The 20,147-nt window shown below is 70.7% G+C and carries 9 protein-coding genes and 1 tRNA gene; 9 read left to right on the forward strand and 1 reads right to left on the reverse strand.

What is annotated here, in order from left to right; translation table 11 throughout:
- Positions 1 to 6: 6 nt before the first annotated feature.
- The 9 genes from CFB82_RS21680 to CFB82_RS21720 all read left to right on the forward strand — a co-directional run bounded on the left by CFB82_RS21680 (position 7) and on the right by CFB82_RS21720 (position 19,815).
- Positions 7 to 4,404, forward strand: coding sequence for a non-ribosomal peptide synthetase (locus CFB82_RS21680; RefSeq protein WP_089485220.1), 4,398 nt, complete (start codon positions 7 to 9; stop codon positions 4,402 to 4,404).
- Positions 4,401 to 9,875, forward strand: a complete 5,475-nt coding sequence (locus tag CFB82_RS21685; protein WP_089485221.1) for a non-ribosomal peptide synthetase — start codon at positions 4,401 to 4,403, stop codon at positions 9,873 to 9,875. Before CFB82_RS21680 ends, CFB82_RS21685 begins: the two co-directional genes overlap by 4 nt.
- A complete protein-coding gene (locus CFB82_RS21690; RefSeq protein ID WP_089485222.1) occupies positions 9,872 to 10,924 on the forward strand; it encodes a Gfo/Idh/MocA family oxidoreductase in 1,053 nt (350 codons plus the stop codon). The genes CFB82_RS21685 and CFB82_RS21690 overlap by 4 nt, the downstream gene beginning before the upstream one ends.
- Positions 10,921 to 12,642 carry an ABC transporter ATP-binding protein gene (locus CFB82_RS21695; protein WP_089485223.1) on the forward strand — a complete coding sequence of 574 codons (1,722 nt, stop codon included), beginning with the start codon at positions 10,921 to 10,923 and terminating at the stop codon, positions 12,640 to 12,642. Before CFB82_RS21690 ends, CFB82_RS21695 begins: the two co-directional genes overlap by 4 nt.
- Positions 12,639 to 14,405: an ABC transporter ATP-binding protein gene (locus CFB82_RS21700; RefSeq protein WP_089485224.1), complete on the forward strand. Its 1,767-nt coding sequence runs from the start codon at positions 12,639 to 12,641 to the stop codon at positions 14,403 to 14,405. Before CFB82_RS21695 ends, CFB82_RS21700 begins: the two co-directional genes overlap by 4 nt.
- Before the next feature lie 113 nt (positions 14,406 to 14,518).
- Complete coding sequence (locus CFB82_RS21705; protein WP_089485225.1) at positions 14,519 to 16,762, forward strand: TonB-dependent siderophore receptor; 2,244 nt, start codon at positions 14,519 to 14,521, stop codon at positions 16,760 to 16,762.
- Positions 16,762 to 17,025: a hypothetical protein gene (locus CFB82_RS21710; RefSeq protein ID WP_089485226.1), complete on the forward strand. Its 264-nt coding sequence runs from the start codon at positions 16,762 to 16,764 to the stop codon at positions 17,023 to 17,025. The genes CFB82_RS21705 and CFB82_RS21710 overlap by 1 nt, the downstream gene beginning before the upstream one ends.
- Before the next feature lies 1 nt (position 17,026).
- Positions 17,027 to 18,742 carry a PepSY-associated TM helix domain-containing protein gene (locus CFB82_RS21715; RefSeq protein ID WP_256990402.1) on the forward strand — a complete coding sequence of 572 codons (1,716 nt, stop codon included), beginning with the start codon at positions 17,027 to 17,029 and terminating at the stop codon, positions 18,740 to 18,742.
- Complete coding sequence (locus CFB82_RS21720) at positions 18,652 to 19,815, forward strand: RhtX/FptX family siderophore transporter (RefSeq protein WP_256990403.1); 1,164 nt, start codon at positions 18,652 to 18,654, stop codon at positions 19,813 to 19,815. Before CFB82_RS21715 ends, CFB82_RS21720 begins: the two co-directional genes overlap by 91 nt.
- A gap of 194 nt (positions 19,816 to 20,009) precedes the next feature.
- On the opposite strand, the gene CFB82_RS21725 is transcribed toward CFB82_RS21720, so the two are convergent.
- Positions 20,010 to 20,094: transfer RNA gene (locus CFB82_RS21725), tRNA-Leu, on the reverse strand.
- Positions 20,095 to 20,147 lie beyond the last annotated feature (53 nt).

Genomic DNA, 20,147 nt, shown 5'->3' on the forward strand with positions numbered 1-20,147 from the left:
GTGCCCATGAGCCAGACCGCTGTCGATTCCAGCATCGATCATTCCGATCCTTCCCGTTTTTCTCCCATCGCCTTTCGCTCGCAGCTCGTCGCGATGATCGCCGAGCTGCTCGACGAGCCCGTCGATGAAATCGCGTCGCTCGACGATGACGAGGACCTGCTGAGCTGCGGCCTCGATTCGATCCGGCTGATGTATCTGCAGACGCGCGTGAACCGCCTCGGCTACGCGCTGACCTTCGATGCGCTCGCGCGCACGCCGACGCTCGGCGCGTGGGCCGAACTCCTCGCGAATGCGCCGCGCGTCGCCCCCGCGGCGCCTGACGTCGAGACGGCCGAGGTCGTCGAGGTCGACGTGCATGCGCCGTTCGACTTGTCCGCGGTGCAGCAGGCGTACTGGCTCGGCCGCGGCGACGGCGAAGTGCTCGGCAACGTGAGCTGTCACGCGTTCCTCGAGTTTCGCAGCCGCGCGATCGATCCCGTTCGTCTCGACGCGGCATGCCGGCTCGTGCGCGAGCGTCATCCGATGCTGCGTGCGCGCTTCACCGGGGGCCGCCAGCAGATCGTCGCGGCGCCGGACGCGCCGGTGTTCGCGCATGCGGACTGGCGCGACAGGACGGCCGCCGAGGCGGAAACCGAATGGGTATCGCTGCGCGCGCTCCGGTCGCACGAATGTCTCGACGTCGAGCACGCGCAGGTCTTCATGATGGGGCTCGTGCAGATGCCCGGTGGTGAAGATCGCGTGTGGCTGAGCGTCGACCTGCTCGCGGCCGACGTGGACAGCGTGCGGCTGCTGATGCAGGAGATCGGCGCCGCGTATGCCGAGCCGTCGGCGTTGCCCGACGCGCCGTCGACGTGGTTCCCGGCCTGGCTCGCGCGTCGCGAGGCCGATACGGGCGAGGCGCGGACCGCGGCGCGTGATGCATGGCAGGCGCGGCTCGCCACGCTGCCGGAAGGGCCGGCGCTGCCGCTCGCCCGTGCACCGGAAACGATCCGTGCGCCGCGTTTCAGCCGCATCGCGCATACGCTGAGCACGGCCGAACTTGCGCGCCTGCAGGCGCGGGCCGCGCAGCATGGCGTCACGCTGTCGTCGGTGTTCGGCGCGGCATTCGCCGCGGTGCTCGCGCGCTGGAGTGGTCGTCACGCGTTCCTGCTCAACGTGCCGCTGTTCGACCGGCATGGCGATGCGCCCGATCTTGGCCGCGTGATCGCCGATTTCACGACGCTGCTGCTCGTCGAATGCGACCTGCGCGCCGACGCGAGCGCGGCCGATACGGTGCGCGCGTTCCAGCAGCGGCTGCATGGTGCGATCGCGCAGGCCGCGTATCCGGCGCTCGACGTGCTGCGCGATGCGCGCCGGCAGGGTGCGCCGCGCGCGGCGCCCGTCGTGTTCTCGTGCAATCTCGGCGATGCGCCGTTCGTGCCCGACGCATTCGCGCGCGTGTTCGGCGATCTGCACGACATGATTTCGCAGACGCCGCAGGTGTGGCTCGACCATCAGCTCTATCGCGTGCCGGACGGCGCGCTGCTCGCGTGGGACAGCGTCGACGGCCTGTTTCCCGACGGGATGATCGATGCGATGTTCGGCGCGTATGTCGCGCTCGTGCAGGCGCTGTGCGATCGCGACTGGCGGCTGCCGATCGCGGTCGAGCTGCCGTCCGCGCAGCGACGCGTGCGCGATGCGCTCAACGCGGTGCCCGCACCCGGGCAGCCGCGCACGCTGCATGCCGACTTCTTCGCATTGGCCGCGCGCGAGCCGGCGGCCGTCGCATTGCGGTGCGGCGAACACACGATGACGCGCGGCGAACTGGCCGCACAGGCGCTCGCGATCGCGGGCGGCTTGCGCGCGGCCGGCATCGGTCACGGCGACGCCGTCGAGATCAGCCTGCCGCGCGGGCCCGCACAGGTGGCCGCGGTGTTCGGCGTACTGGCTGCCGGTGCGTGCTATGTGCCGCTCGACATCGCGCAGCCGGCCGCGCGCAAGGCGTTGATCGAACGCGCGGCCGGTGTCAAGGCCGCGATCGGCGACACGACGCTCGCCGATGCGACGCTGCCGCATTTCGGCGTCGCGGCGCTGATGCGGCGCGAACCGCTGGCCGCGCCGCTCGCCGTGGCACCGCAGGCGACCGCGTACGTGATCTACACGTCCGGTTCGACGGGCGTGCCGAAGGGTGTCGAGATGACGCATGCGGCGGCACTCAACACGATCGATGCGATCGATGCGCTGCTCGGCCTGAATGCGCAAGACCGGTTGCTCGCGGTATCGGCGCTCGATTTCGACCTGTCGGTGTATGACCTGTTCGGCGTGCTCGGTGCCGGTGCCGAGCTTGTGCTGCCGACCCAGGACGACGCGCGCGACGCGGCGCGCTGGATCGAGCTGATCGCGCAGCATCGCGTGACGCTGTGGAATTCGGCGCCCGCGCTGCTGGAGATGGCGCTGGCGGTGCCGGCCGCGGCCGACGCGTGCCGCAGCGTGCGCGCGGCGCTGCTGTCCGGCGACTGGATCGCACTCGATCTGCCGGCGCGCCTGCGCGAACGATGTGGCGATGCGTGTGCGTTCCATGCGCTCGGCGGCGCGACCGAGGCCGGCATCTGGTCGAACGTGCAGACGGTGCGCGACGTACCGCCGCACTGGCGTTCGATTCCGTATGGCCGGCCGTTGCCCGGGCAGGCGTATCGCGTTGTCGATGCCGACGGCCGCGACGTTCCGGACTACGTGCCGGGCGAACTGCTGATCGGTGGCGACAGCCTCGCGCGCGGCTACCGGAACGATCCCGAGCTGACCGCGCAGCGCTTCGTGCAGCAAGCGTCGGGCCGCTGGTATCGCACGGGCGACCGGGGCCGCTACTGGCCCGACGGCACGCTCGAATTCCTGGGGCGCGAGGATCGTCAGGTGAAGGTGCGCGGGCACCGGATCGAACTGGGCGAGATCGAGGCCGCGCTGGCCGCGCATCCGCTGATCGACGGCGCGTGTGCGAGCGTGGTCGGCGGCGAAGCCGCGCGCATTGCCGCGGCATTCGTGCCGGCCGATCGCGCATCGGATGCAACGCCGTCATCGCCTGCACTCGCGGAAGCGGACGTTGCCGATACGGCGCACGCGGAAGCGGCCGTCGCGCGCGCGGTCGCCGATCGGCTGCTCGACGGCGATGCGGGCTTGCCGCCGTCGCTGCGCGCCCATTGGCATGCAAAGGATGACGTATCGATTTCCATCGACGGCGCGCTCGATCTGCTCGACTGGTATGCCGCCGATCTCGACGACCTGACCGGAGCGCTGCGCGCGCTCGCTGCGGATCCGGAAGGCGCCGCGCGGCGTGTGCCGCTCGATCCGCGGATCGCACCGCTGGCGTTCGCGGCGCGTCTGCCGGATGGCGCACGCGCGCTGCGCCAGTTTGGCGATGCGCTGCAGGCCCAGGCCGCTGCGCGTACCGAACCGATGCGGGTCGCGGTGCTCGACGCGCGTGCCGGGCAATGGTTCGATGCGGGGCTCGGCGTGCTCGACGATCCGCGCTTCGACGTGACGCTGTTCGACGCGTCGCCGGGTCTGCTGCACAACGCGCAGGCGTACTTCACTCGAACGATACCGACGTTGCAGACGATGCAGGACGGCCTGCTGCCCGCTCGCCATCTCGGCCGGTTCGATTGCGTGATCAGCTTCGCGGCGGCGCACCTGCGTGACGATCCGCGCGATACGTTCCGGGTGGCGGCAGCGTTGCTGGCGCAGCATGGCCGCCTGCTGCTCGCCGATGTGCTGCGCGATTCGCCGCTGCGCGAACTCGTCGCGGGCGTGACGGGCGATGCGTCGCTACCGCGGCCGTTTGCACACGATGCGCTGGCGTCGGCGGCACACGCATGCGGCTTTGCGCTGGAAGATTCCCGGAGCTGGCGCTCGACTGCCTTTGCCTGTATCGACGCGCGCCGTGTCGGCGAACCGGTCGTGCAAGCGGCGCTGGCCGACTGGCTGCGCGACCGGTTACCCGATGCGATGCGTCCCGATGCGCTGTGGTGCGTCGCGCGCTGGCCGCTCAACGCGAACGGCAAGATCGATCGGCGAGCGGTGGGCGATGCGCTCGCGCGGGCGCTCGGCGACGCTCCGGCCGCACACGATGCGTTCGTGCCGGCCGACGACCGGCAGGCGACGCTGCTCGCGTGCTGGGAGCACGCACTCGGCCGCCCGGCGAATGCGCGCGACGCGACGTTCTTCGCACTCGGCGGCGACAGCCTGCTCGCGACGCGCCTGCTCGCGCAGCTGCGCGAGCGGCTCGGCGTGCGGGTCGGGATGGCGGCGTTCTACCGGCAGCCGACGCTCGCGGGGCTCGCCGCGCAGCTCGACGACGCCGCGCCAGCCGCACCGGCCTCGCCGGCCGAAGGCAACGCGCCGGTTGCGACGATCGAGGAGGGCGTGCTGTGAGCTTCGATGACGTGCTCGATCTTTGCCGCGAACGCCAGATCGAACTGTGGTGCGATGACGGCGGGCAATTGCGCTATCGCGCGCCGGCCGGCGCACTCGATGCGGACCTGGCCGCGCGCATCAAGGCCGAACGCGATGCGTTCGTCCGCTTCCTGCAGGACGGCGCGTGGCGCAGCGATCCGGCGCGCCGGCACGAGCGGTTCGCGTTGACGCCGGTGCAGGCCGCGTATGTGCTCGGCCGGCACGAGTCGTTCGAGTTCGGCGGCAATGCGTGCCATCTGTACGTCGAATACGGCGAGCCCGCGAATCTCGACTGCGTGCGCTTCGAGGCGGCGTGGAATGCGTGCGTTGCGCGGCACCCGATGCTGCGCGCGATCGTCGAGGACAACGCATGGCAGCGCGTGCTGCCCGACGTGCCGTGGCAGCCGCTCGCGGTGCACGACCTGCGCGAGGCCGATGCGAACGCATTCGACGCGCACGTAAGCGGCGTACGCGAGCGCCTGGACCATGCGGTGCATGCGCTCGACCGCTGGCCGGTGCTGCAGCCGGAAGTGAGCCTCGGGCCGGATCGCGCGGTGCTGCACTTGTCCGTCGATTTCACGCTGATCGACTACGCGAGCCTGCAATTGCTGCTCGCCGAATGGCGGCGACGCTACGACGATCCGCAATGGCAGCCGGCGCCGCTCGACGCGACGTTCCGCGATTACGTCGTCAATGAAGCCCATGCCGGCACGCGCGCCGATCATGCGCGTGACAAGGCTTGGTGGCTCGCGCGCATCGACGATCTGCCCGCGCGGCCCGATCTGCCGGTGGTGCCCGCGATGCAGTCCGACGCGCGGCCGCGCTTCACGCACCGGCATGCGCGGCTCGATCGCGCGCAATGGAGTGCGCTGAGCAGCTACGCAAGCCGCTTCGGGCTGAGCGCGGCAAGCGTCGCGCTGGCCGCGTTCGCCGAAGTCGTCGGCCGCTGGAGCCAGTCGCCCGCGTTCTGCCTGAACCTGACGGTGCTGAACCGGCCGCCCGTGCATCCGCGCATCGACGCGGTGCTCGGCGATTTCACCGCACTGAGTCTGCTTGCGGTAGACGCGACGCAAGGGCGCGATTTCGTCGAGCGTGCGCGCACGATCGGCGCGCGGATGTTCGACGACCTCGACCATCGCGCGTTTACCGGTGTCGACGTGATGCGCGAACTCGCGCGGCGGCGCGGCAAGGATGCGGCGCTGATGCCGGTGGTGTTCACGAGCGGCATCGGCAGTGTGGGCCGCCTGCTCGGTGAGCAAACGACCCGCGCCGAGCCGCCTCTCTACATGATCAGCCAGACGCCGCAGGTCTGGCTCGACTGCCAGGTGACCGACCAGTTCGGCGGGCTGGAAATTGGCTGGGACGTGCGCGACGACCTGTTCCCGGACGGGATGCCCGCGGCGATGTTCGACGCGTACGTCGCGCTGCTGGGCCGGCTTGCGGCTGAAGCCGAATGGTGGTCGCGCGAGGGTGACATCGTGCTGCCGTCCGCGGCGCCCGCCGCCGAGGTCCATCCGGATGCGGATACGCATATCGCGGCCGGCTTCGCTGCGCAGGCGTTGCGTACGCCCGATGCGCCGGTGGTGATCGACGCACAAGGGGCACGCACGTATCGCGACGTCGCGCAGCATGCGGCGGCGTTGCGGCCAGCGCTCGAGCAGGCCGGCGTCGGCGTGGGCGACACCGTCGCGGTGCTGATGCCGAAGTGCGCGCACCAGCTCGCGGCCGTGCTCGCGATCGTCCAGGCGGGCGCCGCGTACGTGCCGGTCGACAGCCGCCAGCCGGCGCTGCGGCAACAGGCAATCCTGCGCAATGCGCGCGTGCGTGCGGTCGTCAGCGTGCAGGCGCTCGACTTCGAACATGATGGTTGCACGCGCATCGATATCGACACGTTGCCGATCGATCCGCAATGGCCGCCGCGTGCTGCGCATGAGATTGACGGCGACGCGCTCGCGTACGTGATCTATACGTCGGGTTCCACCGGCGAACCGAAGGGCGTGATGCTGAGCCACGCGGCCGTGTGCAACACGCTCGCCGACATCAGCGCGCGCCACGAAGTCGGTGACGGCGACGTCGTGCTCGGCCTGGCCGAACTCAGCTTCGACCTGTCCGTCTACGACTTCTTCGGCGCGACCGCGCGCGGCGCGTGCATCGTGCTGCCCGATCCGTCGCGCGGCAACGATCCGTCGCACTGGGCCGAGCTGATGGTGCGCCATCGCGTGACACTGTGGAACTCGGTGCCCGCGCAAGGGCAGATGCTGATCGATTACCTCGAAGGCGAACCGGCGCTCGACGTGCCGGGCCCGCGCCGCGTGCTGTGGTCGGGCGACTGGATTCCGGTGACGCTGCCCGCGCGCTGGTGGCGGCGCTGGCCCGACAGTGCGCTGTTCAGCCTGGGCGGCGCGACCGAGGCGTCGATCTGGTCGATCGAGCATCCGATCCGTGCGGCGGACACGCAGCTTGCCAGCATTCCGTACGGCCGTGCGCTGACCGGGCAGACGATGGAGGTGCTCGACGCACTCGGCCGGCCGTGCCCGCCCGGCGTGCGCGGCGAGATCCATATCGGCGGGGTGGGGCTCGCAACGGGTTACGCGAACGATCCCGTGCGCACGGCCGAACGCTTCATCCGTCATCGCGACGGGCGCAGGCTGTATCGCACCGGCGATCTTGGCCGCGTGCGCGCCGACGGTTCGCTAGAATTCCTCGGGCGGCAGGACGATCAGGTGAAGATCCGCGGCTACCGGATCGAGCTGGCCGAGATCGATGCGGCGCTGACCGCGCATCCGCTCGTCAGCGCGGCCGCGACGATCGTGCTCGGCGAAGGCGCGGAGCGCCGGCTTGCCAGTTTCGCTTCGCTGCACGGCGTGGAACCGGCACCGAACGCACAGGACGACGCGCTGCACGATATCGCGAAGCAGGTGCGTACGGCGTTCGACGCTGCGCGCTGGCCCGCGCATGCGGACGTGGTACGGTCGGTCGCCCAGCTCGAAGCGGCCTGCGTTGCGTCGCTGGCAGCCTGGATCGTGCCGGCAGGCGAGCTGACCGAGGAGGCCGCGACGGATTTCGCGACGTTGTGCGAACGGTTGCGCGTGCCGGCGGCGCGACAGCATCTGCTGCGTCACTGGCTCGCGATGCTCGACAAGCATGGTGTGCTGCACGCGGATGCCGAAGCAGGGGGCTGGCGTTTGCGGCCCGATACCCGCCACGTCGATGCTCACGCATGCTGGGATGCGTTTGCGCGGGATGCGTCGCCCGAGCTGTGGCCGGCCGTCCTCGTCGACTACTTCCGCGACAGCGCGGGATGCATCGACGCGCAGGTGGACGGCAGCGTGTCGCCGGCCGGCCTGATGTTCCCGGAAGGCGCATCGCATATCGCCGACGCGATGTACAGCGAAGGCGAACATGCACACGCACTGCACAACGGGATGGCACGGGCCGTGCGCGCGATCGTCGCGCGCGAGCCGCAGCGCCCGTGGCGCATCCTCGAGATTGGCGCAGGAACGGCCGCGGCGACACGCTCGATCGTCGACGCCCTTGCACCGCTGGTCGAAGCGGGCGCGCGGATCGACTACCTGTTCAGCGACGTGTCGAGCTATTTCCTTGCTGCGGCGCGCGAGCGCTTCGCCGCGTATCCGTGGATGCGGTTCGTGCGGTTCGACATGAACGCACCGCTGGACGCGCAGGGCATCGCGCCGCATTCGATCGACGTCACGATCAGCTCCGGCGCGCTGAACAACGCGCGCGACACGGTCGCGCTGGTTGCCGGGCTGCGTGCGCTGTCGTCGGCGGATGCGTGGTGGGTGATCCAGGAACTGACGACCGAGCATCCGGAGATCAGCATCAGCCAGGGGCTGATGATGGAAACGCCGAATGACGCGCGTGCCGAGTCGGCGCGATTGTTCGTGTCGCGCGCGCAGTGGCTCGAATGGCTGCAGTCGGACGGCGGCGATCGTGCGCTCGGTTGCGTGGCGCCCGGCACGCCGCTTGACGCGCTCGGCTACGACATCCTGCTCGCGCATGTGAAGCGCGGCGCGGCGCGCATTGCGCCGGACGCGCTGCTGGCGTTCGTCGCGGAGCGCGTGCCGGGCTACATGGTGCCGTCGCAACTGCGCGTGCTCGACCGTCTTCCCGTGACCGCGAACGGCAAGATCGACCGCCGTACGTTGGCAGGCATCGCCGACATCCGCGAACCGGAGCCGGCGGTCGCGCGACCGGCCCACACGCAGACCGCCGCCGATCCGCTGCTGGCCCGGTTGATCGGCTTGTGGGAAGCCGTGCTCGATACGCGCAACGTCACGCCGGATCAGGACTTCTTTGCGGCCGGTGGCGATTCGCTGCTGATCGCGCAGCTCGTGTCGCGGCTGCGTGGCGAGGAACCCCTTGCGCAAGCGCATCCGTTCGACCGGCTGCTGCGCTGGGTGCTGGCGCAACCGACGCCGGCTGCGTTCGCGCAATGCCTGCGCGATGCGGGTGAGCAGAAGGTAGCCGGAACGCCGCCTGCCGCGACGCGCGCGACTCACGCGTCGGCGGTCATCCATGCGCCCGCGCCACGTGTGCGTGCCGACGTACGCCCGATTCCGCTGGCACCGGGCGACGGCGTGCCGCGCGTGATCGTCCACGAAGGGCTCGGCACCGTGCATGCGTATCGTCCGGTCATGCCGGCGCTCGCGCGGCTCGGCCCGGTGCTCGGCTTCGCGGTGCGCGACGCGCAGGACTATCTCGACGTGCCGGCGCGCCACCTGAACGCGACGCTCGGCCGGCGCTATGCGGATGCACTGTGGCGCACCGGCGTGCGCGAGGTCGACGTGCTCGGCTACTGCTCGGGCGGGCTGGTCGCGCTCGAAATGGCGAAGTCGCTGGTGCAGCTCGGCGTCGACGTGCGCACGCTGGACATCGTGTCGAGCTACCGGATTCCGTACCTGATCGAAGACGAACGGCTCGTGCTGTTCAACTTCGCGGCGACGCTCGGGCTGCCGCTCGACGCACTGGGTTTTCCGGAAACGTACGTGCTGGCCGACGCGCTCGCCGACGCATTGAAGGCTGACCCCGCGCGTCTCGCGCCCGGCAGCCTGCAGGCGCAGCTGGAGATTTTCGGCGATCGCTGCGAGCCGCTCGATGCATTGCGCCGCCGCGTGCTGCGCGCGGCCGCCGGATTGTCGATGCAGGACGCGGTCGCGCATCCGCTGCTCGACGAACGCGAACGGCTGTACCGGCTCTTCATGCATTCGGTGCAGGCGAGCCACTGGGCGGGCGACGCGCCGTATGCGGGTGCGCTGCGGCTGTTCGTGCCGGAGCGCTGCAACCCGCTGATTCCGCAGCAGCGCGCGGCGCTCACCGAATACTGGACGGCGCAGGCGCTCGGCGGCATCACGGCCGTCGATATCCCCGGCGGTCATTTCGACTGCCTGAATGCCGCGTTCGTCGACACCCGCCTGAAGGAGGCGCAATGAAGGTTCATCCGCTGCCGGTCGTCGTGGCCGGCTCCCGCTTCGGTCAGTTCTATGCGGCGGGCCTCGCGGCGTCCAGCGCGTATCGTGTCGCGGGCATCCTGGGGCAGGGCAGCGCGCGCACCGCCGCGCTGGCCGCGCGTGTCGGCGCGCCCGTGTTCGACGCGCCTGAATCGCTGCCCGAGGACGTGCGCGTCGCGTGCGTCGCGGTCGGCGGCGCGGCGCGCGGCGCCGACGGGGCTGCGCTTGCGTGCCGGCTGCTCGAACGCGGAATCGATGTCGTGATCGAGCATCCGCTGCTGCCAGACGAATGGAGTCGCGTGCTGCGCACCGCGTCGCGTCATGGCCGCCGCTGCCTGCTCAACAGCTTCTATCCGAACCTGCCGGTCGTCTCGCGCTTCATCGCCGTCGCGCGACGGCTGCGCGAAACGAGCGCGCCCGTGCATGCGGATGTCGTGTGCTCGGTGCAGGCCAGTTTCGCGGCGCTCGACGTGCTCGCGGCCGCGCTGCAGGGCGTGGGCCCGTGGTCGGTCGAGCCGGTCGGGCCGGCGCTGTCGTCGATGCGCGAATGCGCGATGGTGCTCGCGGAAACGCCGGTGTCGCTGCGTGTGCACAACGAGATGGCGGCGGCCGACGATGGCCGGATGAGCCTGCTGTTCAGCATCACGCTGACGACGGACGCCGGCACGTGGACGCTCGCGTCGCCGCACGGCCCGCTGTGGTGGGCCCCCGCGTTGCGTGAACCGGAGATCGACGAACACGGGCTGTTCCCGATCTTCGGCGATACGGCGGGCAGCGACCTGCCGAGCATCCAGATCTGCGACGACGCGCGCGACACGTGGGGCGCGATTCATGCGCGCAGTTGGCCGCAAGCGGCCGTGCGCGCGGTCGATCGGCTCGTGTCGGGTGAAGGGCTGCACGCGTGCAACCAGCGCACGATCGACGTGACGCGCGTCTGGCAGCAACTGACGATGCAGCTTGGTTTTCCGGAGCAGCCGCCGGGCGACGCGCGCGCGGCCACGCTCGGCATGCTGCTGGAGCGTGCCGCATGAAAGGGCCGCTTCTTTCGATGTTGCGGCCGTTCGCGGTGCCGCTCGTCGCGGCGGTCGTGCTGCAGGCGCTGGCCGGCGTCGCCTCGCTCGTGCCGTGGCTCGCGCTCGGCCGGGTCGCCGACGCGTGGCGCGCGACGGCGCACCTCGACGCGACCGCACGCGGCTGGCTCGTCGCGGCCGTGGTGGCCGGCGTGTGCTGGCTGGGCGGCCAGACGGTCGCGTTGCACCTGACGCACCGGGTCGACGCCGATCTCGCCGATCGCTTGCGCAGGCGCCTCGCCGATCATCTGCAACGCTTGCCGCTCGGCTGGTTCGCCCGTGCGGGCAGCGATCGCGTCGCCCGTCACGTCGACCAGGATGTGCGTGCGCTGCACCAGCTCGTCGCGCACGCACCGGCCGATGTCACGCAACTCATCGTCGTGCCGTGCGCGGCGCTCGCGTGCCTGCTTTATCTGAATCCCGCGCTGCTTGCGTTCGCGCTCGTGCCGCTCGTCGCGGGCGCCGCGCTGTTTCGCTGGATGCGTTCGGCGCGGTTCGCGCCGGCCGTCGCGTCACGCAACGCGGCGCTTGAACAGCTGATGGGCGACTACGCCCAGCTCGCGCAGAACCCGGCGCTGGTGCGGCAGTATCCGGGCGCCGGCATCGAGGCGGCGGCGCTGGCGTCGACCGGGCGCTTCGAACAGGCGTTTTCGGCGTGGGTCGGCCGCGTCGGCGGCCCCGGTGCGTGCACGCAGGTGCTGCTCGGCACGCCGTTCCTGCTCGCGTGGGTCGTGTTCGGCGCGATGTGGCTCACGGCCGGCCGTTTGCCGGTGGGCGAACTGTGCGCGTTCGCGCTGCTGATCTGGGCGGTGGCCGCGCCGGTGCGCGCGCTCGGCCATGGTGCCGACGCATTGCGCGAGGCGCGCGCGGCCGCGGCACGCCTCGATGCGTTGCTCGCACTGCCGGTCTTGCCTGAACCTGCCGTTGGCGCCGCACAGGTGCCGCGCGATGCGTCGATCGAGCTGCGCGGCGTGCGTGTCGACATCGACGGCACGCCGATCCTGCGCGACATCGACGCGACGATCGCGGCCGGCACGACCACCGCGATCGTGGGGCCGTCGGGCGCGGGCAAGAGCACGCTGCTGATGCTGCTCGCGCGCTTCATGGATCCGGACCACGGTACGGTGCGGCTCGGCGGCGCCGATCTGCGGCGGCTCGCGTCGGATACGCGGCGCGAGCAGGTGGCGATGGTGTTCCAGCAGGCCGCCGCACTCGACGTGTCGATGGCCGCGAACATCGCGCTTTACCGGCCCGATGCCGATCGCGACGCGATTCGCGCGGCCGCGCGCGCGGCCTGTCTCGACGAACGCATCGACGCGCTGCCGGGCGGCTACGACTGCGTGTGCGGGCGCGACGTGCGGCTGTCCGGCGGCGAACTGCGGCGGCTGGCGATCGCGCGTGCGTTGTTGTCGCCCGCGCCGCTGTTGCTGCTCGACGAACCGGCCTCGGCGCTCGATCCGCAAACCGGGCGCGCATTGCGCAATGCGCTGCGCGGCGACGCGCGCACGCGCGTGATCGTGAGCCACGATCTCGACGCGATCCGGCATGCGGACCAGATTCTCGTGATGGATCGCGGCCGCATCGTCGAGCGCGGCACGCATGCGGCGCTGCTGGCCACGCGCGGGCTGTATGCGCGGCTATGGCGCGAACGCGGTGCCGCGGGCGGGGAGGCCGCATGACGATGAAATCGCTCAAACGTTTGCAGTGCCTGCCCGCCGAAACCCGTCGCGCGCTGTGGCGCGGGATCGGCTGGGCGGTGGCCGCCGCGTTGCTCGACGGCGCCTGCGGGTTGCTGCTCGTGCCGTTGATCCGCGCATGGTTTGCCGGCGCGCAGGCGGCGGTGCTGCACTGGACGATCGCGCTCGGCGCGCTGACGCTGTGCCACGCCTTCGTGCTGTACGTCGCGCAACGCGGCGGCTATCGCGCGGGCGGCGCGCTCGCGGCCGGTCTCGTCGAACGCCTCGTGCGCCACCTGCCGCGCATCGCGTCGTGGCAGGCCGTGCGCGACAGTCATCCGGCCGGGCTGCTGCGCGGGCCGGTGATGCAGGCGATGGGGATTCCCGCGCACCTGCTCGGGCCGCTGATCGGCGCGGTCGTGACCCCGCTCGCGGTCGTCGCGGGGCTCGCGTGGATCGACTGGCGCATCGCGCTGTGCCTCGCGGCCGCGGCCGTTCTGCTGTTCGCGCTGCTCGAACGCGGCGGCGCGCGCACGCTCGCGTTCGAGCAATCGCGCGCGTCCGGCGATCGCGACATGGCCGTGCAGCTTCAGACCTTCGCCGCGCATCAGGGGCTGTTGCGCTTCGCGGGCCAGGAAGGCGACGCGCGCGCGGCTTTGCAGCACGCGTTCGACGAGCAGCATCGCCGCACGCGTGCGCTGATGCGGCGCTCGCTGCCGATCGAACTCGGCTTCGCGGGCGCGGTGCAGGGCGTGTTCGTCGCGATGCTGGTCGGCGGCGCGTGGGCCGTCTCCGCCGGCCGGCTCGATGCCGCGACGGCCGTGGCGGTGCTCGTGCTGCTCGTGCGTTTCATCGAGCCGCTCGCGCAGCTCACGCAGCTAGACCAGGCGTTGCGCGGCGGCTGGCGCGCGCTCGACACGGTGCTCGCGGTGCTGCATGCGCCGCTTTTCGACAGCCCCGAGCGCGGCACGCCGGTGCACGATGCGAGCGTCGATGCGATGCGCGTCGGCTACCGGTCGGCCAGCGGCGCGACGCTGCTCGACGGCGTCGACCTGCATTGCCCGGCGGGCGGCTTCGTCGCGATCGTCGGCCCCACGGGGGCCGGCAAGAGCACGCTGCTGGGCCTGCTCGCACGGCTCGACGATCCGGGCGCCGGGCGCGTGCTGCTCGGCCGCTCCGATGTGCGGCACCTGAGCGAGGCGACGCTCGCCGCGACGCGCAACCTCGTGTTCCAGGACAACGGGCTGTTTCGCGGCAGCCTCGCGTGGAACGTGCGGATGGGCCGCCCGGACGCGACCGATGCCGAACTGCGCGACGCGCTGGACGCGGTCGGCCTGCTGCGCGACGCCGAGCGGTTGCCGGACGGGCTCGAGTCCGACGTGGGGCCGGGCGGCCAGTTGCTGTCGGGCGGGCAGCGCCAGCGGGCGTGCCTCGCGCGCGCGCTGCTGGCGCGTGCGCCGGTGCTGATGTTCGACGAGCCGACCGCGAGCCTCGACGAACTGAGCGCGCGGCGCGTGCGCGACAGCCTCGTCGCGCTGCGCGGGCAGCGCACGCGCATCGTCGTCACGCACCAGCCGGCGCTCGCGGCGGCCGCCGACACGATCGTCGTGCTCGACGCGGGCCGGGTGCGGGCGACCGGCACGCACGCGCAGCTGGTCGAGACCGACGCGTGGTACGCGACGTTCGCCCGCGCCGGACGGCCGTCCGACGCGTCGCCGACGGCCGATCTGGACGCGCAAGCGCGGCCGGCCGAATCCGAACACTGACGTGAACAATGCGATCCGGCATGCCCGGAATCGATAGGAAAAGCCCCTCGATCGAAAAAGCGCCCGCCGGTTCTATTTGATAATGAGAATGATTATCAAATACGGGGGCGTGAATGCGGTACGAGGTGCTGGAACCTGGGAGATCAAGGTCGAAGGGCGCGCGCGTCGCCCGTTTGGGGCGAGGGCGCTGGCGTCCGTCGCTGTATCTGGGCCTGCTGATCGCCGCGCATCCGGCGGCGGCGTTCGCCGAGACGGCGCCGGCGCCGGCTTCTGCGTCGGCGGCCGGCGCGGAAGTCCGGAAGGAGGACGCGACCACCGCGAAGCCCGCCGCGGGCGAGTTGAAGGCGATTTCGGTGACCGCGTCGCGCGGCGTGGCCGACGATCCGTCGGTGGCGACGGTCGGCAAGATGCCGCTGGCGTTGAGGGAGATTCCGCAGTCGGTCAGCGTGACGACGCGCGAGCGGATCGACCAGCAGAACCTGTTCTCGCTGGACGAGGTGATGCAGCAATCGGCCGGCGTGACCGTGCAGCCGTACGTACTGCTCACCACCGCGTATTTCGTGCGCGGTTTCAAGGTCGATTCGTTCGAATTCGACGGCGTGCCGGTGGTGATCGGCGACATGGCGAGCGCGCCGCAGGACATCTCCGTATACGAACGCGTGGAAATCCTGCGCGGCGCGAACGGCCTGCTGCACGGCTCGGGCAACCCGGCCGCGACGGTCAACCTCGTGCGCAAGCGGCCGCAGTACCAGTTTTCCGCGAACGCGAGCGTCAGCGTCGGCAGCTGGGACCGCTATCGCGCGGAAGCCGACATCGGCGGCCCGCTCAATGCGGCCGGCACCGTGCGCAGCCGGCTCGTCGCCGCGTACGAGGATCGCCATTTCTTCTACGACCACGCCAAGCAGGACACGCGCTCGATCTACGGGATCACGGAAGTCGACGTGACGCGCGACACGCTGCTCACGTTCGGCGCGCAATACCAGACGACGCGTTCGATACCCGACATGTCCGGCGTGCCGATGGCCCGCGACGGCTCGAGCCTCGGCCTGTCGCGCTCGACGTTCCTCGACACCGCGTGGGGCCACTTCGACTGGGACACGACGCGCGCGTTCGCGTCGGTCGAGCAGAAGCTCGGCGCGGGCTGGAAGGCGAAGGTCAGCGGCGAATACCAGAGCGTGCGCTCGGACCTGAAGTACGCGGGCTCGTTCGGCGCGATCAACCCGGCGACCGGCGCGGGCGGTGCGCTCATGGGCGGCGCATACCAGTTCAGCAGCTACAGCCGCAGCGTCGATGCGAACGTGCAGGGCCCGGTGCATGCGTTCGGGCTCACGCACGACCTGCTGTTCGGCGTGACCTACGCGAACAGCAGCAGCGGGCAGATGTCGGCGCAATTGCAGGGCAACGTGGTCGGCACGCCGGTGAACGTGTACCGCTGGAACCCGAGCAGCGTGCCCGAGCCGGGTGTCGGCCCGTACCAGCAGTCGCAGCAGAACGACATTTCGCAGAAGGGCGTGTACGGGCTTGGCCGCATCAAGCTCGCGGAACCCGTCACGCTCGTGCTCGGCGGCCGCCTGAGCTGGTGGAACCAGGAAAGCCTCGGCGCGCACTACAACACCGGCCACCAGTTCACGCCGTACGGCGGGCTGATCTGGGATTTCGCGCGCGACTGGTCGTGGTACGCGAGCTACGCGGAAGTGTTCCAGCCGCAAACCAAGTCGATGTGGGGCGGCGGCATCCTGACGCCGGTGAAGGGGCGCACCTACGAGACGGGCGTGAAGGGCGAACTGGCGGGCGGCAAGCTGAACGTGTCGCTCGCGGCGTTCCGCATCGACCTCGACAACAACCCGCAGGTCGATCTCGCGCATCCGTGCGCGGGGCCGAACTGCTACTACGTGAACGGCGGCAGCGTGCGCAGCCAGGGCTTCGAATTCGAGGCGAACGGCCACATCACGCCGTGGTGGAGCGTATGGGCGAGCTACACGTACGACACGATGAGCTACGCCGACAACCTCGCGAACGCGGGCTCGTCGTTCGCGCCGCTGCTGAACCCGCGCCACCTGTTCCGGCTGTGGACGAACTACGACCTGCCGTGGCAGGAGCGGCGCTGGAGCATCGGCGGCGGCGTGCAGGTGCAGAGCAGTTACTCGGCGCAGGCCAACGGCATCACGCTGAGCCAGGGCGGCTACGCGCTCGCGAGCGTGCGGCTCGGCTACCGCTACGACAAGCACTGGAGCGCGGCGGTCAACGTCAACAACCTGTTCGACCGCAAGTACTACCTGAGCCTGAGCCAGCCCGGCTGGAACAACCGTTACGGAGAACCGCGCAACGTGATGCTGACCGTGCGCGGGCAGTTCTGATGGCGGGCGGCTGGGGGACGAGGGCGGCGCTGGCGATCGGCGGCGTGCTGCCGGGCGCGGTCGCGCTGGCGGTCACGCTGGCCCGTCATTACCCGGCCGACGGCCTGAACCGGCTCTACGCGGCCGTGCTGCTGTCGCTTGCCGCGGGCGTCGCCGCGCTGCTGTGGGTGCTGGTTGCGCGCGGGCGGCGGCAGGCTGCGTGGCGTGCCTGCATATGGCTCGCGGTGCTCGTGCCATGCGCGTTGCTGTGGGGAGGGCGCTGACATGGACGCCTCATTGCGTTCGCACTGGCGTGCGTTGCATCGCGGCGCCGGTGCGCTGTTCGGCGTGGTGCTGTTCGTCGTGCTGTTCAGCGGCACGTGGAGCCTCGCGACCGATTCGATGCAGGGCTGGTGGCGGCCATCGTCGGTCGCCGTCGCGCGGCCGTTGCTGCCGCTGAATGAACTCGTCGCGCGCGCGGCGGCGCTCGGCGTGCCGTTGCGCGAGGCGCGCATCGTGCTGCCGCAACCGGACGATCCGGCGATCCGTTTCTGCGACGCGCGCCAGGCGTGCACGCTGGCGCTCGACCCGGCGACGGGCGAGCGGCTGGCCGACAGCGGACGCGCGGCGGTGCTCGTCACGCTGCACAAGACGCTGTTCGCGGGCTTTCCCGGGCGCATCTTCGTGAGCCTGTGGGGGATCGTGCTGCTCGTGCTCATCGTTGCGGGCGTGGTCGTGCATCACCGGCGCTGGCCCGACGCGGCACGCATCCGGCGCGGCAAAGGATTGCGCGCCGCGCTGTTCGACCTGCACGCGTGGATCGGCCTGTGGGGCTCGCCGTGGCTCGTGTTGTTCGCGTTCACCGGCGCGTTGTCGGGGCTCGGCGCGCTCGGCACGGTGTCGCTCGCGGGCGTCGCGTATCCGGGGCAGCCGCAGCGCGCGTTCGCCGAACTGCTCGGCGGGCCGCCGACTGCAACAGCCGGCGGCGCGTGGCAACGTGCGCCCGATCTCGATGTGCTGCTGTGGCGCGACGCGGCGCGCATGCCGGATTTTCGGCCCGAAGCGGTCGTGCTGCATGGCTGGGGCGATGCGAACGCGCGCGTCGAGATTGCCGGCACGACAGTCGGCCTGCCGAGTACGGCGGTGTTCGAGCGTCACCTGTATCGCGCGGCGGACGGGCACTGGCTCGCGGACGCCACCTCGCGCGGCCGAGGCTTCTGGCTGCGCACGTTCATCGCGGTGCAGCCGCTGCACTTTGCGCAATACGGCTGGGTGGGGGCGATGGGCGGCGTGCTGCGCGTCGTGCATTTCCTGATGGGGCTCGCCGCGTGCGCGCTGTGCGCGACGGGGCTGCATCTGTGGATCGAGCGACGGCGCGCGCAGCAGGATCGTTCCGCGAACGTGCTGGCCGCGGTCGCCGTCGGCACCTGCGGCGGCCTCGTGCTCGCGGGCGGCGTGCTGCTGCTCGCCGGGCGTGCGTTGCCCGATGGCGTGCACGTCGACCATCTGCTCGCGATGCTGTTCTGGGCCGTGTGGGGCGGCGCGGTCGCGCTGGCGGCCTGCGTGGCCGATCGCGCGGCCTGGCTGCGCAGGCTGATGCGTGCGGCCGGCGCCGCGTACGGGCTGGCCGGTGTGACGCACTGCGCGATTGCGCTGCTTGGCGCGGGCGAACCCGTGTACTGGCCGATCGACGTGGCACTCGTCGCATTCGGCGCGTTGCTGCTGCGTGCTGCGTGCCGCGCGCCGTCCGCGCCGGGATGCGATGCGGACCGCGCGCATGCCGGCCGGCGCCGAACCTTTTTAATTTCATGCAACTGGAGACTTCGATGCGCGATCTGCTCGAACATCGCCGCCTGGTCATCACGATCACGCTGCTTTACCTGTCACAGGGAATCCCGATCGGCATTGCGATGGACGCAATGCCGACCCTGCTGCGCCATGACGGCGCGCCGCTTCACGCACTGGCGTTCCTGCCGCTCGTCGGTTTGCCGTGGGTCGTGAAATTCCTGTGGGCGCCCGTCGTCGACAACCGCTGGTCGCCGCGCATCGGCCGGCGGCGCAGCTGGATGCTGCCGATGCAGACGCTCGTCGTGCTGTGCCTCGGCAGCCTCGCGCAGATCGGCATGACGGTCGCGACGGCCGGGTGGGCGGTCGGCCTGCTGGCCGTCGCGTCGCTGGCGAGCGCGACGCAGGACATCGCGAACGACGGAATGGCCGCCGAGCACTTCAGTGGCGACACGCTCGCGAAGATCAACGCGATCCAGATCGCGGGCGTGATGATCGGCTTCTTCGGCGGCGGCGCCGGCACGTTGACGCTGATCGGCCTGTTCGGGCAGCGTGCCGCGTTTCTCGCGCTGGCCGTCGTGCCGCTCGCGAGCCTCGCGTGCGTGCTGTGGGTGCTGCCGCGCGATGCGGACCGTGCACGTGTGCAAGCCGACCACAACGCGAGCCTCGTGCGCTTCGCGAAGCGGCCGCGTTCGTGGTCGCTGCTGTCGCTCGCGCTGCTGTCGGCGATGACGGCCGTATCGGGCTTCGGCCTCTCGAAACTGTTTCTCAACGACGCGGGCTGGACGCTCGACGCGATCGGGAAGCTCGGGATGGCCGGCGGCATCGTGACGGTCGTGCTCGGTTGCGGCGGCGGTGCGTGGCTCGTCAGGCGGCTCGGGTTGTGGCCTGCGTTTACGGCCGGCGTGAGCTGTGCGGGCGCGGCCGCGCTGCTGTGGTTCGCGCAGGCGAGCGGATGGCTGCCGGTGTCGTCGTCGTGGGCATGGCTGTGCACGGTGCTCGGTTCGCTGGCGACCGGGATCACGTCGGTGTCGATCATGACGGCCGGCATGCGCTTCGCGGGCGGCAGCGACCAGGCCGGCACCGACGTGACGGCCGTGCAGAGCACGCGCGACCTCGGCGAGCTGATCGCGTCGTCGACGATTTTGTCGCTGACCGCGAAGGTGGGTTATACGGGCGGGTTTCTTGCCGGTGTGGCGCTGGCGGTGCTGGCCGCGTTGATCGCGATGCGGTTGCGGCGGCGGGAGGCGGCGTATGCGGTGAAGGGGGATGATGCGCTGGCGTCGTGAGTGACGTGGCGTACACGTACGCTTCCGGCTGTCCGGACGGCGGTCGGAAGCGCGCGCGAATTCGCTGCAGCGTGGTGCCTGGTTGAAGCCTGATGTGGGAATCGGAAACAGCGGTGCGCGATTGCGCGGGATGATCGTCGATCGTTGCCGGAATGCGTTTGTCGCATGTCGCGCAACGATGAGAGAAGAAATCCTGGTGCCGACGGCGAGACTCGAACTCGCACAGCTTTCGCCACTACCCCCTCAAGATAGCGTGTCTACCAATTTCACCACGTCGGCACTGCAAGGGGCGCAATTCTAGCGCGACGTTGCGCGTTTGTGAAGGGGGTGTG

It is taken from the genome of Burkholderia sp. HI2714 (genome assembly GCF_002223085.1).
Lineage (GTDB): Bacteria > Pseudomonadota > Gammaproteobacteria > Burkholderiales > Burkholderiaceae > Burkholderia > Burkholderia lata_D.

Bases quoted from the DNA above. Each gene is read 5' to 3' on its own strand.
- CFB82_RS21705 (WP_089485225.1), top strand. From the start codon at position 14,519: ATGCGGTACGAGGTGCTGGAACCTGGGAGATCAAGGTCGAAGGGCGCG.
- CFB82_RS21720 (WP_256990403.1), top strand. From the start codon at position 18,652: ATGGACGCAATGCCGACCCTGCTGCGCCATGACGGCGCGCCGCTTCAC.
- CFB82_RS21710 (WP_089485226.1), top strand. From the start codon at position 16,762: ATGGCGGGCGGCTGGGGGACGAGGGCGGCGCTGGCGATCGGCGGCGTG.
- CFB82_RS21695 (WP_089485223.1), top strand. From the start codon at position 10,921: ATGAAAGGGCCGCTTCTTTCGATGTTGCGGCCGTTCGCGGTGCCGCTC.
- CFB82_RS21690 (WP_089485222.1), top strand. From the start codon at position 9,872: ATGAAGGTTCATCCGCTGCCGGTCGTCGTGGCCGGCTCCCGCTTCGGT.
- CFB82_RS21680 (WP_089485220.1), top strand. From the start codon at position 7: ATGAGCCAGACCGCTGTCGATTCCAGCATCGATCATTCCGATCCTTCC.
- CFB82_RS21715 (WP_256990402.1), top strand. From the start codon at position 17,027: ATGGACGCCTCATTGCGTTCGCACTGGCGTGCGTTGCATCGCGGCGCC.
- CFB82_RS21700 (WP_089485224.1), top strand. From the start codon at position 12,639: ATGACGATGAAATCGCTCAAACGTTTGCAGTGCCTGCCCGCCGAAACC.